Annotated in this window: 13 protein-coding genes and 1 tRNA gene; 5 read left to right on the top strand and 9 right to left on the bottom strand. The window is 30.9% G+C overall.

Annotated features, from left to right (window positions below; translation table 11 throughout):
• Window positions 1-96: 96 nt before the first annotated feature.
• The 6 genes from AC4AGG_RS11595 to AC4AGG_RS11570 all read right to left on the bottom strand — a co-directional run bounded on the left by AC4AGG_RS11595 (window position 97) and on the right by AC4AGG_RS11570 (window position 7518).
• On the bottom strand, window positions 97-936 hold the full coding sequence (locus AC4AGG_RS11595; RefSeq protein WP_489772165.1) for a GLPGLI family protein: 840 nt from the start codon (window positions 934-936) through the stop codon (window positions 97-99).
• Window positions 937-1054: 118 nt separating this feature from the next.
• Window positions 1055-1798: a GLPGLI family protein gene (locus AC4AGG_RS11590; protein WP_489772164.1), complete on the bottom strand. Its 744-nt coding sequence runs from the start codon at window positions 1796-1798 to the stop codon at window positions 1055-1057.
• 144 nt (window positions 1799-1942) lie between these two features.
• Window positions 1943-3733, bottom strand: coding sequence for a M56 family metallopeptidase (locus AC4AGG_RS11585; protein WP_489772163.1), 1791 nt, complete (start codon window positions 3731-3733; stop codon window positions 1943-1945).
• A gap of 9 nt (window positions 3734-3742) precedes the next feature.
• Complete coding sequence (locus tag AC4AGG_RS11580; protein WP_489772162.1) at window positions 3743-5584, bottom strand: M56 family metallopeptidase; 1842 nt, start codon at window positions 5582-5584, stop codon at window positions 3743-3745.
• Window positions 5584-5949, bottom strand: a complete 366-nt coding sequence (locus AC4AGG_RS11575; protein ID WP_489772161.1) for a BlaI/MecI/CopY family transcriptional regulator — start codon at window positions 5947-5949, stop codon at window positions 5584-5586. Before AC4AGG_RS11575 ends, AC4AGG_RS11580 begins: the two co-directional genes overlap by 1 nt.
• Window positions 5950-6105: 156 nt before the next feature.
• Complete coding sequence (locus tag AC4AGG_RS11570) at window positions 6106-7518, bottom strand: CotH kinase family protein (RefSeq protein WP_489772160.1); 1413 nt, start codon at window positions 7516-7518, stop codon at window positions 6106-6108.
• A gap of 234 nt (window positions 7519-7752) precedes the next feature.
• Between AC4AGG_RS11570 and AC4AGG_RS11565 the strand changes: the two genes are divergently transcribed.
• A tRNA-Met gene (locus tag AC4AGG_RS11565) sits at window positions 7753-7825 on the top strand.
• An 85-nt stretch (window positions 7826-7910) separates the two neighbouring features.
• Here AC4AGG_RS11565 and AC4AGG_RS11560 read toward each other — a convergent pair.
• Window positions 7911-8591 (bottom strand): hypothetical protein, encoded by a 681-nt coding sequence (locus tag AC4AGG_RS11560; RefSeq protein WP_489772159.1) that lies wholly within the window; start codon window positions 8589-8591, stop codon window positions 7911-7913.
• A gap of 421 nt (window positions 8592-9012) precedes the next feature.
• Here AC4AGG_RS11560 and AC4AGG_RS11555 point away from each other — a divergent pair, with 421 nt between their 5' ends.
• From AC4AGG_RS11555 to AC4AGG_RS11540, 4 genes are read left to right on the top strand one after another with little or no spacing between them, the layout of a single operon-like run.
• Complete coding sequence (locus tag AC4AGG_RS11555) at window positions 9013-9228, top strand: helix-turn-helix transcriptional regulator (protein WP_489772158.1); 216 nt, start codon at window positions 9013-9015, stop codon at window positions 9226-9228.
• A 2-nt stretch (window positions 9229-9230) separates the two neighbouring features.
• Window positions 9231-11456 (top strand): type I restriction-modification system subunit M, encoded by a 2226-nt coding sequence (locus AC4AGG_RS11550; RefSeq protein WP_489772166.1) that lies wholly within the window; start codon window positions 9231-9233, stop codon window positions 11454-11456.
• On the top strand, window positions 11446-12804 hold the full coding sequence (locus AC4AGG_RS11545) for a restriction endonuclease subunit S (RefSeq protein WP_489772157.1): 1359 nt from the start codon (window positions 11446-11448) through the stop codon (window positions 12802-12804). Before AC4AGG_RS11550 ends, AC4AGG_RS11545 begins: the two co-directional genes overlap by 11 nt.
• A 6-nt stretch (window positions 12805-12810) precedes the next feature.
• Entirely contained in the window at window positions 12811-14967 is a 2157-nt protein-coding gene (locus tag AC4AGG_RS11540) for an AAA family ATPase (protein WP_489772156.1), read from the top strand.
• 32 nt (window positions 14968-14999) lie between these two features.
• Here AC4AGG_RS11540 and AC4AGG_RS11535 read toward each other — a convergent pair whose 3' ends face one another.
• Window positions 15000-15428 (bottom strand): hypothetical protein, encoded by a 429-nt coding sequence (locus AC4AGG_RS11535; RefSeq protein WP_489772155.1) that lies wholly within the window; start codon window positions 15426-15428, stop codon window positions 15000-15002.
• A gap of 96 nt (window positions 15429-15524) precedes the next feature.
• On the bottom strand, window positions 15525-16656 hold a 1132-nt coding region (locus AC4AGG_RS11530), incomplete at its 5' end, for a DNA primase family protein (protein WP_489772154.1).

The following is a 16656-nucleotide window of genomic DNA, read 5'->3' as shown; positions in this document are numbered from 1 at the left end:
TTATATCAAAACCAATCTCTTACAAACAAATTATTGCTTAAATGCCTAATTCAATAAATCTTTATGACGGAAGCTTTGCTCCCGCCGCAATTTTTATTAATTGAGAATATCTTTTTCGATTTTATTATTATTCTGTTTCATTCTCTTTTTCGCTCTCTCTTCTTGTTGCTTCATAAATTTTGCATTGTCGCTTGAGTTGCCTTCCATCTGAATAACCACACCATCCATCATCATTCGCTTTTGCCCTTGAGTAGGATCAGCTTCGTATTCGTCCACTACTTTCTTGAATTGTTTGGCATTGATGTCGATTTCGTTAGTTTTGAAAATTCTATTTTCAACTTCTTCATTGAGAACACCGATTCCTTTGAGCTCAAAATGATGCGAATTTGATTGGTCATCTACTTTAACAATAAGACCAGGAAGTCCATGAAATTTGTATGGACCGTCTTGAATTGGTATTTCGCTACAAAACCAAGCAATCCAATGCCTTCCTGCAAAATCTGCTTCGGCCTTTTGAGCATTCCATATTCCAATTTTTTGTTTTTCTGAGGAAATTTTCCAATTAAGTTTTCGCTGTTCTTTCACTTTGTAAGAATCCCCTAATATTCTTGAATGGAAAAAAACTTGATAGTCCGGATATGTCTTGGAAACCGAATACCGAACATTTCCTTTTTTCATTTTCGAATCGAACTTAATTGTTCCACTTGCTTGCATTTGTTTTTCGAGATTGGCTTTCATCAATGAATCCGAATGATATACCGTGTAACTATAAAATTTGGATCCTTTATCCAAAACATCCAAATACATCATTTCTGTTAATGTCGAATCTATTTTGGTAGAGTCTGGTGCAAATCGGTATTCATAGATGAATCTCTGATTCTGCCCAAAATAAAAAATTGAAAGCAAGAATACTAAAATGGAAATTGTTTTCTTCATAAAGTTCATTTAATCAAGTATATCATTTTCTATAAAATTATTTTCGCGCTTGTTAATTTCTTTCTGCATTACTTCCATATTTTTCATCTCTTTTTTAATATCAATGGCGTTCCCTTTTTCATCTTGCATTTCGAACACCACACCCTTCTTGTGACATCATTTGACGCATTCCTTTCGTTGGATCTTTCCTGCTATCAAGAATAACTTTCTGAAATTGTTTTTCGTCAACTTTAATAGGCTTGTGATATTCATTTCTTTTAATGTCACTATCCCAATCTTTTAACCAATTCAGTTGTTTTACAGCTTTCAATTCGAAAAGATGAGTTCTACTATCCTCTTCCAATTTAACAATCAAACCAGGAAGTCCATGAAACTTGTAAGGTCCGTCTTGAAAGGGTATTTCCGTTGTGAACCAAGCTGTCCATCGTCGCCCGTACAAATCCATTGTTGCCTTTTGCGCCATAAACTCCCCAACTTTTTCTTTCTCTGGCAAAATTTTCCAATTCATCTTTCGATCATCTTGGATTATATATCTATCCATATCAACATACTCATAATCAATCACAATGAAATCAGGATATGATTTTTCAATAACGGTGGAAACTTTTCCAAAATTTATACCGGAATAATCAAATTTCTCAGGATTCTTTTTATGCATTTCTGTAATAATAGAATCGGAGGTTTTCTTGTTATTGCTCATAAATTGTGAACCTTTTTGTGAAATATCCAAAACCATCATCTCTTTCTGCAAAGAGTCTTTCTTTGTTGAGTCGATGGTGAATTTGTATTCATAAAAAAAGCGATGAACTTGCGCTTGAAATATCGAAAAGGAAAATAGGAAAATTAAAAGGTGTTTTTTCATAAAGTGTTTTTTCGTCTCTAACGAAGATATAAATATTTTTTGATTCAGAATGTTTGCGGCGGGAGCAAAGCTCCCGCCGTAAACGAAATAGTTAATATGAATTTATTGTGTTTTGATAAAATCTAAAGGTTAGAGTCTATTTTTCTACTTTCTATTGGAAGAATCTTTTCTAGTTGTAACGATGTTGATTCTACCTGCATCATATTCATCTATATTTTTTGAACTCGGATAAATTCCCTTAATCTCATCTGCTTTGAGAGGTATAGCGCTCATATCACCCTTAAATTCAATGCCATCGATATAGATTTCTGGCTCATCAAAATTTCCACTTTTATCTTTACGAACCCCAATCATCTGTCCCATATTTAGCTTTTTGTTCATATAGTAATACATTTTAAAATCGTTATGCTCCATACCCTTTATAGATAATATATTCGGGTCACTTTTAAGAAATTCTTCTTTCCATCCAGTTTTTGTTTCGGATTGGCTCGCTACGTTTTCAACAATTCTTGCTTTAGCTTCAGCTTTAGCAGCATTTTCTTCCGTGGGATCTCCAACATAATGAGCATCAACACTAATTACCCAAGGATTGTTTTGGTTAGCAGAAACTTCAGATTGGTTATGCTTTTTCTTTGAATGATTCGATGATGAATTGCCATCTTTATTATCTAACTCAATCTGCTTTCGAAAAAAATCTGTCCCTTCTTTTTCTTTAGATAGAGGAACAGCAGAATATACTTTCAATCCTCTTTGATTAGAGTCTGAATGCATGAACATGAAATCTGGACTTCTATAATTCTTTTTATAGAAACTTAGGAATTCTTCCATGGGAACTTCTTTGTTGTCGATAAAAAATTTATCAGAATTACTTGCCTCTTTAATGCTTTTAGAAAGTGGGGCATTTTCATCATCGGCTGAATACAATACTGCATCAACTTCATATCTTTCATCATTTTTAGAAATCTGCGCCTTTCCATCTGATTCCTTTGTAGACTTAGGTCTTATGGTATCATTATCTACTGGAAAAACTTCTTTTGCTATCTCTTCAATCAACTCATTGGTCTCTTTGATTTCTTTGTTTTTAGCATTAACCATATAAGCAAAAGCGAGAGCAAATAATAAAGGTAAAGCCAATAATCTTCTTAAATAACTGTATTTGGTTTTTGAGGTTTGTAACATTTTGAGTCTTTTTTTTAGGTTAGAGTTAAGGAACGGACTGGTTCCTGGCAAGACGGTCCCTGAAAAGTAACTTCCCAAAAGCATCTGCGCAAATGCCTTTGTATCGTGCTGTTTCACGGCTTTTTTATCCGCCAAATATTCGTGAATCAAATGAATCTCGCGATGAATCCACCAAAAAAATGGATTGAACCAAAAAATCCCTTTAACTACTTCCAGTATTATTTTATCTATACTGTGTCTTTGTTCGATATGCACCATTTCGTGCTTTAAAATCTGTTGTCCAAGGTCAGAATCTGGTAAAATACTGCGTTTCCAAAATAGATTTCTGAAAAATGAAAATGGGGCATTCTCCAAATCTGTATTATAGAAGTTGATTCCATTGTAGTTTTCCTTCTTGTACTTTCTCTTGAACATATTAATTTTGATCACTCCAACCACAAATCGGCTCATAAAATAGAGAGCAACCAGTCCCAAAACTGCAGCAATAATTGTAAAATATAGTAAAACATTGGATGTTTCTTTAGGGAGTTCATTAGTTTGCATTTGGCTCAGAAGCAAATACAATTTGGGATTGACTTCGATGGTAAAATAACTAATCTTCAGTAAAGGCAAAGTCAAACTTAGAACCACCGTTAACAGAAGGTAAAACCGATTGTAATGATGAAAAGTTTTATCCTTTAGGAACAAATAATAATATCCAAACATCACTCCTGAAAACAGAACGACTTTAAGAATGTAAAGGAAGAAGGATTCCATGATGTTAAACTATTTGGTTATTATGAAAATTTCACCACTCTTTCTATCTTCAAACTTACTAATTTCAACAGATTTAATCATTTCCGGTTTCAGATTTTCCACCTCTTCTTTAGTGACTTTCTTTCCATTTACATAATAAGTTTTAACATTATCACTGTAAGCCATTGCAGAAGTTATGGAAGTTGAAGAATTGCTGGTAGCATTTACAGTATTTTCAGAATCAGAAGCCTTTTCATCAATTTGCTCGACAAAAATTGTGCCTGCTTTTTCTCCTCGTTTTTTCCTTTTTTCTGCTTCTATTTTCCCGTATTTGTTATTAATAATTTGCTCATAATACCAGCGAGGATTGACTTCTTTAATAAGTTTATGGAATTTCTTAGAGTCAGATTGACCATTCCCATCCAGATTCATTATGGAAAAGACTCCGTACTTTTCATACTCTCCAAAAACCCAATGATCTTGATCATTACCTTCAGCTCCGGAATAGCTAAAAATAACATTTCTATTACCCTTATTACTATTTTTATAATCAAGAAACTGATTTTTTGTTACTTTTTTCGAGTTAATAATAAATAGACTATTATCCGTAGAATTTTTGAGTTTTTCTTCGATATCTACATTTGTTTCGGCAGGCATTTTTTCAGTTAATGGTTCAGATTGCCATACTTTTTCAACAATTTTACCAATTTTTTCATCAATTGCACGTTCATTTTTGACTTTGCCGCCTGAGAAAATTGTCGGCATATTTTTGTCTATATAATTAGAAGAACTCGTGAAATAATACTCGGAATTATTAGCATATTTTTGCTTCATTTCTGTGAAATATTCTGCACTTACTTCTTTTCCTTCATAGACATAAATATCTTCACCATCAGCTGTCGCTACACTTGAAATATCCTTCCCAGATGGAGTTTGATTACTTGTTGATTGATTGGTTTGAGTTAAATTCTGAAAGAAATCCTTCACAACTTTGTTGGTCTTCTCTATCTCTCTATTTTTCGCATTAATTAGGTAAGCAAAACATAGAATAAAAACTAAAGGAAGTGCGAATAACTTTCTCCAGTAACTGTATTTGGTTTTTGAGGTTTGTAACATTTTGAGTCTTTTTTTAAGGTTAGAATTAAGAAATGGGCTGGTTCCCGGCAAGACTGCACCCGAAAAATAGCTCCCTAAAAGCATCTGCGCAAATGCCTTTGTATCGTGCTGTTTCACGGCTTTTTTGTCCGCCAAATATTCGTGTATCAAATGAATCTCTCGATGAATCCACCAAAAAAATGGATTGAACCAAAAAATTCCTTTAACCACTTCTAGAATGATTTTATCTATACTGTGTCTTTGTTCGATATGCACCATTTCGTGCTTCAAGATCTGTTGTCCAAGGTCAGAATCTGGTAAAATACTTTTCTTCCAAAACAAATCTTTGAAAAATGAAAATGGAGCATCCTCTAAGTCTGTATTATAGAAATGTATACCATTAAGATTTTCTTTGACAAAGTCCCTTTTTATCCTTCTGATTTTCAATACGCCAACCACAAATCGGCAAATAAAAAACAAAGCAACCACACCTATAATGGCGAAGATAACTTTATAATAAATTGTGCTATTATTAGTAGCTTCAATCGTACTTGGAGATTGAATTGTACTCAGCAAGTAATACAACTGAGGATCAACTTCAATCGTGAAGTAGCTTACCTTTAATAACGGTAAAGCCAAACTTAGAATCACTGTCAACAAAAGATAAAACCTGTTGTAGTGATGAAATGTTTTGTCCTTCAGAAATAAGGAGTAATACCCAAACATTATCCCCGAAAATAGGGTAACTTTGATGGAGTATATGAAAAAAGGTTCCATCAGTCTTTGTTTTTAAGCTCTCTAAGTAGCAATTCCAAATCTTCAATGGACATCTCATTTTTTTCAACCAAAAACGAAACGGCATTTTTGTAAGATCCAGAAAAATAATTTTTAACCAAGCTTTTCATGGACTTTCCACTGTATTGTTCTTGCGTAATCAATGGAAAATATTCGTGCTGTCTTCCAAATACATTGAAATCAACAAAACTCTTTTCCTTGAGGACTTTCAAAATTGTTGATACGGTATTGGTATGAGGTTTCGGTTCCGAAAACTGATCGAGAATATCTTTAAGAAAACCTTTTTCAATTTTCCATAGATACTGCATCACTTGTTCTTCTGCCTTTGTTAATTGTTGAATTTTCATTTTTACTTCAGTTTATTATAGCGAAAAAGTAAGATTACTTTTTATATCACTAATGTTATAGTTATACAAATGTAGAAAACTAAATTTAATATACAACTATTTTTTTAGTGATATATAAAAATATTTTATAACAAACTGATTTACAGATACAAAAAATTATTTAGGAATACTTAATGTTTTCCGAGTGAAAAAATTGTCATTAGAACTATCACCTCTCAACTTATAGAAGCTACAATTTCCCCAAGAAGCCGGCGAATCGTACATATAAATATCTTCCCCAGTCTCATTCATAATATAGGCAGAAATAGAATTTTGCCAAGTCTCAATTCTTTGTTGACTGTAATCGACATAAAAGAGATCATACTTCTTGCTTACCAAATCTCGAAGATACTGAAGATATTGTGACTTAAATTCTGGAATTGACAAAACTTTGGAGACCAAAGGATTTTCGTAACTTTTACCCCACATCAAAGGATTCTGCATACCCGAATCGATCATTAGAAGTGAGGTACCCAAAGTATTATCATAATCATAAGGAATAAAATAAAATTTACCTGCAGCATCGAAATAGAAATAAAAGTTATTAGAATTATTCCAATAATCATCCCACATTCCAACAACAACATTGACTGCGTATGTTTTCAAAAAGAGATTAACATCCATTTTCTGGGTGATATAATTCTTAAAATCATCTCCTGTCTTATTATTGACATTGGAAATAAAATCAGACAACTGAGCTTTTGCCACATCCAAACTAGCTTTCTTACCTTTGTAATCGTAGATGGGTGTATAATTATTGGTAAGCGTCACTTCTTCAATTCCCATTAAATTAGTTGAGGGATCTTTAAGACTGGCTCCCCAATTGGCTTTCCATAAATTTCCTGTCGCCGAAAAGAAACTTGCTCGATTCTTGAGATAGACATCATCCACCGGTTCAACCATCTGATATACTCCATAGTAAACTGGTTTCACATCTCCCTCTACATGAATGGTCAGCTTACAATAACTAGACTGAGGAACCGTCCAAACTCCAAATTTCTCAAACAAATCATAGGAATAAACTTCCCTGACATACATGGGATCATCCTTGAACCATTTCAAAATCAACTTCTCTGAATCATGAAACAATTGAGTTTTTCGATATTTTTTAAAATTCACCGTAAAACTCGTATGATTCCAATTAGGATCTGTGGTGCTATGAGCTTGCCCTGTTACACCTTCTGGTCTTCTTCTACTGGTATTGCCACGTAATCTAAGACCGATGCTATCAAGAACTTCTCCACTCCCATTTTTCTGAAAAGTGTACCGACCAACAACATATTCCTCATTATAGTTATTTTGGTCATAGTAATTAAGAAGCTTGTTCCATTCTGCTAGTGATATCTCCAATTTGACTTCGGGGACAGCATTTTGGTCATAAATGTACGTTTGGCTTGATGACAAAAAATAAGGATCTTGGTATGGTTGTTTAACTACCGTCTCCTCTACTTCAACTACAGGAACCGTTTCGTCATGATTTCTACATGAGAAAATAGATACTAATATAAGGGCAGCGAAGACTTTTTTCATAGATCAAAAAGAGAGCGAAAGGTAGGAGATTTCATAAAATCAAAAAAATTTGAAGAAATGATAAATGATGGATTTCACAAAAAAATAAAAAAAAAACCAATAACAAAAGGCTAAAACCACCACACATAATAAAAATTAACTCTCTGAATACCAAAGCTAAATTACATTTTTCAAAATAATAATGCGAAATTATTTGCGATTGTAAAATATGTTCGTATATTTGCAATCCAATATCGCGGGGTAGAGCAGTAGGTAGCTCGTCGGGCTCATAACCCGGAGGTCGCACGTTCGAGTCGTGTCCCCGCTACTAATAAAAATCGCAACCAACTTATTTTTAAGTAGTTGCGATTTTTTCATTTTTATATTTGTATTGTAAATGTATTGTAAGTCAATTATTCTACTTTAGTTGCCTCTGTAAATTTGGTGTTTTCTTTATCATAAAACTCTAAAACATCATCTTTTAAAATATAGTACTCTCCGTTACTGCTTCCATCATTGCTGACAAGTTTATATTCTTTTTGTGTCAAATCCATTCTTGCTACTCGCTCTAACATAGATTGTCCATTTTTAAATGATGTTTTTATAAATAAGTTTCCTTTATCTTCATAAACTGTATAAAAGGCAAAGGTGTATGCATCCTCTTTAAACACTCCAATTATTTTCCCTTCTACTTCTTTTGCTTTTTGAAGCATTGAATTATCTTCGTTAGTAATGGAACCATTGATTGTTATTTCTAATTCAGGGTCAAAATCACTATTTGCCCAATAAACAACACTATTTTCATTTCCTTCAAGTACATAAGCAATATAAAAACGTTTTTGTTTTTCTTTAGAATTAAATAACTCCTCTGCTAATGTAGCAATTTGACCTTCTGTAATTTTTTGATTGATTTTAACAATCAATTGGTTTTTTTCAATATTAGGATTGCTTTCATCTTTGAGAATTTTATACTCAAAATTAGAGGGTAAATCTTCTTTTGTGTATTTTCCGATTTTGTCATTTGAACAACTAATAAATGATGTTGCAATCAAGCCTAAAGAAATCGTCTGCTTGAATTTAATAGAAATACTCATTTGTAATAATGTACTCTTTATGCCCCAAAAGAGTTATTAATTAATATAAATAGCGTGGGACATTTCCATCAGTTAGCAACGTCCGACCAAGAACGCAATACAAAGAATAGAAAGCCCACGCCGTTAGACGAGTGCATCTCTTATTCCCTTGTATTTGTTATTTAATTGGTCGGTTTAGCTAACTAAATAGGGACGCTAATATGTAATATTATCTTATTTTATTTTCAATACAAAAATAGTTATTTATTTGTAAGGCTTTTAGTTACTGTAAAACATTTTTTTGCTTTTTGCAATATGTTACGCACTGCCTTTCATCAATACCTTACACAGATTTAAAATTCTGTTATATTTTTTGTTATTAAAAAAAACATAACAATAGTCCCATAATAAGTTGTTATATTTACACCAAATGCAGATTTATATGGATAATAGAGCAATAAATCGACTTAAAGTTGTTTTGGCTGAAAAAGAAAAAACAAATAAGTGGCTTGCTGAAAAGCTCAACAATAATGAGACGACTGTTTCACGTTGGTGTACAAATGAGGTACAACCCTCTTTAGAAAAACTTATTATTATTTCTAAGATTTTAGACATAGATGTGAGAGAATTAATTAATCCTACAAAAATTACAAAATAATGATGCAGGTAGAGGTAAAAGATAACAAGATATATGCTCCATTACTCAATAAGTGGCTTATAAAGACACCTGAAGAGAGAGTTAGACAAGAATATATTTGTAGATTAGTAAATTATTATGGTTTTTCGTTAGAGCAAATGGCTCAAGATTTCCACATAAACAAAAAAATCGAAATTGGTGTGAGATTTAATATTGTGGTTTGGAAGAACATTAAAAGTAAAATTGCTAAGGAAAAACCTTTAATTTTTATCCAATGTAAATCGGATAGTATTATTATTCGTTCTGAAGATTATTTTAATGGTATTGAAATAGCAAAAAAAATTGGAGTGGATTTTTTTGTTGCAACAAATTCAAAACAGACAAAAATATTTACTAAAACATATAGAACAGCCTCGAAAAATGTAGATGAAATTTTGGATATACCAAATAATGAAGAAGCACAAGATAGCAAGAAGATAAAGGAATTATTAAACAAAACTAATGACTTTGTAAGAGAAGACTTTAGTAAAACCCTGTATAAATGCCATAATATAATTCGTAACAATGATAAACTATCTCCCGAAGCGGCTTTTGATGAAATTAGCAAAGTTCTTTTTATAAAAACTTTATATGAGAGAGCAAATAAAGAAGGTAACATTTTTTCACTAGAAGTTTATAAAAAAGAGAAGAAACAATTTTTAGAATCTTTTACAAAAAAAGATGATTTGTTCTATCAAGAATTATTTAGAAAAATTAAAGAAGACTTAAAAGATGATGATTTATTTGAACCAACAGAAATTATTCGGATAAGAGAAAATAGTTTTGAAGCAATCGTTAAAGAGCTTGAAATCTACAACCTTTCTACTACCAGTGATGATGTAAAAGGTATTGCCTTTGAGCAATTTTTAGGAAGAACTTTTAGGGGAGAACTAGGGCAATTTTTTACCCCAAGAACGGTGGTAGATTTTATGGTAAAAGTACTAGACCCAGAAGAAGGTGAAATTATTTGCGACCCTTGTTGTGGTAGTGGTGGATTTTTAATTAAGGCATTTGAATATGTACGAGCAAAAATAGAGCTTGAAATACACGAAGAAAAAGAACGCATAAAAGCCTTGTATTATGATGATGCTTTTGAAAAAAAATCGGAGAAAGAAAAAGAAAAAGTAGATGAAATTGTAAATGATTTATTTGCCAAACTCAATGCCGAATTAGATATAAACAATCCAAAAAGTAGGTTGCGTATATTAAGCTACGATTGTATTTTTGGTACAGATGCTAACCCAAGAATGAGCCGTACTGCCAAAATGAATATGATAATGCACGGCGACGGACACGGTGGCGTACACCACAACGACGGATTATTAAACGTAAACGGAATTTTTGAAAACCGTTTTGATATTATTTTAACCAATCCGCCATTCGGAGCAAGAGTAGAAAAGTCTTTAAAAATAAGTGAAGCTGATAAATATACAGACCAAGAACGTATTAAAAAATACCGTGAACGTTACGGAAAAGCATACGATGATGCCTTAAAACAAGTAAACAACAATATAGGAAAACCTTTATTGAGTTTGTTTAAAACAGGTGCAATGAGTACACTTACCGAGGTTTTATTTATAGAAAGATGTTTGAACTTATTGAAACCTGGAGGTAGAATGGGTATTGTATTGCCCGAAGGTGTTTTAAACAATACTAACCTGCAAAAAATACGTGATTATGTAGAAGGAGTAGCCAAAATTTTACTAATTACCTCTATACCACAAGACGTTTTTATTGCGAGTGGTGCTACTGTAAAACCAAGTTTATTGTTCTTTAAAAAGTTTACCGAGGAGGAAGCTAAAAAATATAAATTCATTGAAAGAACAGAAAAAGCTACTCAAGCCACATTGTACAAACTAGAAAGTGAAAATATTATAAAGACTTATCCCGAAAAACCAACGGCAGAACAAAAAAAAGAACTAAAAGAAAAACTAAAACAGTTAGAGCAAGAATTAGAAAGCAAAACCAAACAAAAAATAAAAGAGCGTTTTGATTACCAAATACCCATAGCCGAAGTAGAAAAAGCGGGAATTAGCACCACAGGAGCTGTTATAGAAAATGAGCTTGAACCCCTAGAAGCAGAGTTTACCATTTACAGAAAGGAGAACCAACTTTGGAATAATGTAATAGAACAGGTAAAATATAAAATTATAGACGAAAACATCTTTAGAATGGAACTGGGTGAATCTGTAGAATTTTATGGAAAATAATATGCAAAAATCTAATTACTTGGCTTTTGTAACTTATTCTAATTTTTTTTTGTGGGATACAAAACGTTATAAGCAAAATTTAAATCTCACTTTTGAAAATAAAGTTAGATTAAGAGAAATATTGATTCCTTATAAACATAGTATTTCAAAAGAAGAAATGATAAAAAATGAATGGCAAATAATTTCAAAAATAAATTTTGGAGGTCAGTTATTTTTAAGGGATTTTGAGGAAATTAATAGCTATAAAGGTGGACTAAATTTAGTTCCTGAAAATGCAATAATCTATTCTAAAATAAATGTTAGGCACGGATGTATTTACTTTAATGATATTGGCAATAGTCCTTTTGGTGTAAGTAATGAATATCCAACATTTACTTTTAATACAAAATTAGTTTCAGGTGATTTTTTGATAAAAGTTTTAAGAAGTAATGCTTTCAAAAATTTGTTGAATAGTAAGACTTCTGGCATCTCAAAGGCTAGAGTAAAACAAGAAGAATTTTTAGATATTGAAGTTCCACTACCAAGTCTTAAGGAACAAAACAGGATAGTAGCACGATACAACCTAAAAATACAACTTGCCAACCAACAAGAACAGCAAGCCAAAACTATAGAAACCGAAATAGAAAACTATTTGTTTGAACAGTTGGGCGTAGAACATAAAAAGAATGATTATGAAAAAAAGATAGGGACTTATTTGAAAATATATAACTACTCATCTTTTGATAAATGGGGAACAAATCAAAATAATACAAACAAAATAATATTGAGAAAATCTTTCGAGATAAAAAAAATTAAAGATATATGTACAATTAGTAGCGGTGGTACTCCAAGTCGAGAAAGGAAAGAATATTACAACGGAAATATTCCTTGGATAAAAACAGGAGAAGTTGTCAATAATATTATATATGATACCGAAGAAAAAATAACACAGGAAGCAATTGAAAACAGCAGTGCAAAAATTTATCCCAAAGATAGTTTAATTATTGCAATGTATGGGCAAGGAGCAACAAGAGGGCGAACCGCAAAATTGGGTATTGATGCATCAACCAATCAGGCTTGTGCTGTTTTGTTCAATATTAATAATACTGTTATTTTGACAGATTATTTATGGATATATTTAATGGGCGAATACGACAGGATTAGAGAAATGGCAAGTGGCAATAATCAACCAAATCTAAATGCTCAAATGTTAAAAGATTACAATATAATTCTTCCTCCTTTAGAAATTCAAATTAAAATAATAGATACTATTAACTTTTTTAAAGAACAAATAAAAGAGTTAAATGCTTTAAGCAGTAAAAACAGGGAAGAAGCCATTGAAGAATTTGAAAAAGAAATTTTTAATTAAGTTATTATGAAACTAAAAAAACTTGAAATACATGGAAGCTATAAAAATTTTCATAATCTAAAAATTGATTTTAGCTCTTGTAACGGAGTTTCTGCTTTTATTGGGAATAATGGTAGTGGTAAAAGCAATATATTGGAGGTTTTTAGTTCTATTTTCAAATCTTTATTTTTAGATGAAAAAGATGAGTTTGCTTATTTTTTAGAATATGAAACTTTTAATAATACAACGATTGCCATTACAAGTAATAGCAAATCAAGAGCATTTGCAGTAAATGGGAATCCTGTTTTTGATATTAAAGAACATTTACCTAAAAGAGTAATTGCTATATATAGTGGAGAAGAAGACCGACTTTGGCAAAAATATTACAGACCTGTTTATATGAATTATATAGCAGGAGTAAATCAAGCAAACGTATTAGAATACCCTAAAATGTTCTACTTGAATAAGTTTTATTGGAATTTAATATTACTCTCTTTACTTATATCTGATGCAGACGATGTTAAAGATTTTATCAAAAACAAACTTGGAATTGTTACAGTAAATGAAATAAGATTCAAGTTTTTTAAAGATAAATACAAAGATTATAATAATAGTCCTGCTTTGAGTTTTATAAAAAGGATAGATGATGTTGAGGTATATTCTTTAAATACATTTAAAGCTAAAATTGGGGGAGCATTTAGTAGTGCTTTTTCTAGTGCCTTTGCTGTTGGGTATGATAGTGCCGATGTATTTCGTTCTTTATATATTGCCTTTACTCCTGCTGATAAGAAAATTATTGATGATGTAGAAATAGTTTTTAATAATGGTGTCAATGTAAGTTCTTTAAGTGAAGGACAAAAGAAAATGCTGCTTATAAAAGCAACACTAGAATTTGCTAGTTCCGAAGATACTTTAATATTACTTGACGAGCCAGATGCTCACATACACATTAATAATAAAGACCAAATTATTAAAGTTTTTGAACCTTATGAAGGAACAAGGCAAATTATAATAACGACACATTCTCCAACACTTACCCAAAGTTTTAAAGATGAAAATGTTTTTATGCTTACAGATGGAGAACTGATAAAAAAAGACCGACAATTTATTATTAATGAATTAACTAAAGAGTTTTGGAGTAAGCAACAACAAAACAGTTTTCTAAGCGAAATTAAAGATACTATCCTCGTAGAAGGAAAAACTGATATAATGCATTTAGAAACAGCATTAGAAAAATTATCTTCTGTTAATGAAAAATACAAAAATCTTAACTTTAAATATTTGCCATTTAATGGAGCAAGTGGCTTAAAACTTTTTGTGGATGAGTTTCCAATTAATTCACCAACTTTTGCTTTTGTAGATAGAGATGATGCAGGTTTGCAAGCAGTAAGGGAAACATTGGAGTATAATGGTAAAATAGAAGAGTTTAATGGAGCTACTAAAAATAAAATTCACATTAATTTTATTCCTAAAAAAGAAGGTTATACTAAATCTAAATTTGTAATAGAAGATTATTATCCTTTAGAAAGATATAAAGATTTTCTATTTGAGGATGTTGAATGTTCAAATGAATTACCAAACCATACAAATAGTAATTTTAAAAAATCATTTGCCACAAAAGCAAAAAGTTATAATGTAGAAGATTTTGAAGGATTTAAAAAAATATTTGATTTGATTTTAAGTCTAAAACAAAATGCTGATAATAATATAAAAACTGAAAATGGGAAAAAGAATATTAATGCTCAATCCAAAGTAGATGAATTACCCACCCAACAAAAAAATGTTAGTAATAATGAAGTAAAAAAGATATTGCCCAGCGTATCTAAAGTATCAAAAAAGCAGCATAGTGAGAAAAAGCATTTGATAAATAAACCAGTTTTTGTAAAAAGATTATATGAAAATTACAAAGCTGAAATATTAAAACTTTCGGACGAAATCTACATACAACCAAAGAAAGATTATATTGCTTTTAAAACGAAAACCAATATAGTTGATATATGTGTGCAATTAAAAGGATTAAAAATGTGGATTAACCTTAAAAAGGGAGAATTGAAAGAGCCGAAAAAGTTAATGCGAGACGTTTCAAATACTGGACATTGGGGAAATGGAGATTATGAAATATTTGTCACAGACACAGAAAATATTGAGTACATAATCGGTTTAATAAAGCAAGCAATAAAGTAAAAGCGGAAAAAATATCCGCTTTTATTAGTCTATTATGCGATAAAGATAAAGTGATATAAGCCATTTTCATAAATATAACTCTCTTTAACTTCAGGAAATATTTCAAAGAAAATTTCGTATGCTTCTTCAGACTCATCTTTTGGGCATGTTCCTTCAAGAATTTCCCCTTTTTTGATAATCGCTTTGTAAGAAAATAGTGCCCTTGGGTCTTCACATGTGGTGCAAAAACAATGTAGAGCTATATTTGGAAATAATCTTGATAATTGTATATAGAAATCAATTACATTTTGTTTTCTTGAAAAAAAAGTAATATAATCGTCAAATATATTAACTTCATGAAATTCGTAATCAAAATCTACTAAAACATTTTCATTTGTTTTACTTTTTATGTATGAAATGAATAATTTTATGTCAGATTCATTTCCTATAATTTTTAATTTGTTTATTAATATGTTTGCCATAAATTTAATTTTTATCTTTTTTAAATGTTGCACATATTACACATATTACACTTGATTTTGATAAGTGTTACAAGTGTTGCAAGTGTAGTTTTTTTATTAAATTTTTTTTTGAATGTAATAAAGAGTCTGCTTATTAGTTCGCTTCTTTGTGAAATTTCTTTTGATGAGTCTTTGAGAGAACGTCTTTAATGAGCATGCAATAAATCCATTATTGTTACAATAGTTTTTATATTCTTGAAAAATGGAATTTACAGTTTGTGTTTCAGTTTTTGAAGGCTCATATTCATATTCCTCTAAAAACATAAGTACAGCATCACTTTCAATCTCATACTGTAAAACTTCATTCTTAACAATTTCACTATGACTAAAGCTCTCGTTTTTTAAAAGCCTATTTAGGCCCTCTAAAATCCAATTAAAAACACCAGATAATTCTGATTCAATAATTCGCTTAGAAAGATATTTATCTTGTTTTTCATTGGGAATAGTAACTTTAAATGGAATAATTATAAATCTTCTAAAAAATGCATTTGTGTTTTCTACTTCTTTAGGTAGCTCATTACAATTAAAAATAAATTTTGCGTAATTTGTGATTATCTGTGGTATACCGTAAGGCAATCTTGCTTCAATAGGTTCTCCCGAAATTAATTGCTTAAATAAACTTGTTTCTAATTTTCCATTTATTTCGCTCGCATAATTCAAAAGTTTGTTGGAAATCATTGCTCGTCTATACCCATTATTATCCGTTAAAGACTGTAAAGAGTAATTTGTGATATTTTGCGCACCAATTAATGCACTAATAACTTCAAAAATGACACTTTTTCCATTTGCGCCAGTTCCGTATAGTAATAATACTTTTTCCAGTTTTAAAGCTTTACTTTTAATAAAAACATAACCTAAATACTCAGCAAGAACATTCTGCAATTCTTCCTCAGGCAAAACTTCATCCAAAAAATTTTTGAATATTGGAGCTTTCGCATCAATTTCATATTTGAAAGGTAGTTGATGAGTTAAGAAATCTGTTTTTCTAAATTCCCTAATATTCTGTTTATGTAAACTTATTTCATAAGTTCCATTTAAAAGATTTATTAGAGTCGTATTCTCATCAGAAGAAATTTCCTTTAATCTTGCATCAGATAAAAATTGTTTTAATAATTCATCTTTGAATAAGTGCAATTTTGCATCAAATTTATCCACACCCATTTTCAATGCCACTTTGCCTAAAAAATCT

Source organism: Chryseobacterium sp. CG10_8, assembly GCF_058117085.1.
Note: the sequence above shows the minus strand (reverse complement) of the source record. Positions and strands in the feature narration are given on the sequence as shown.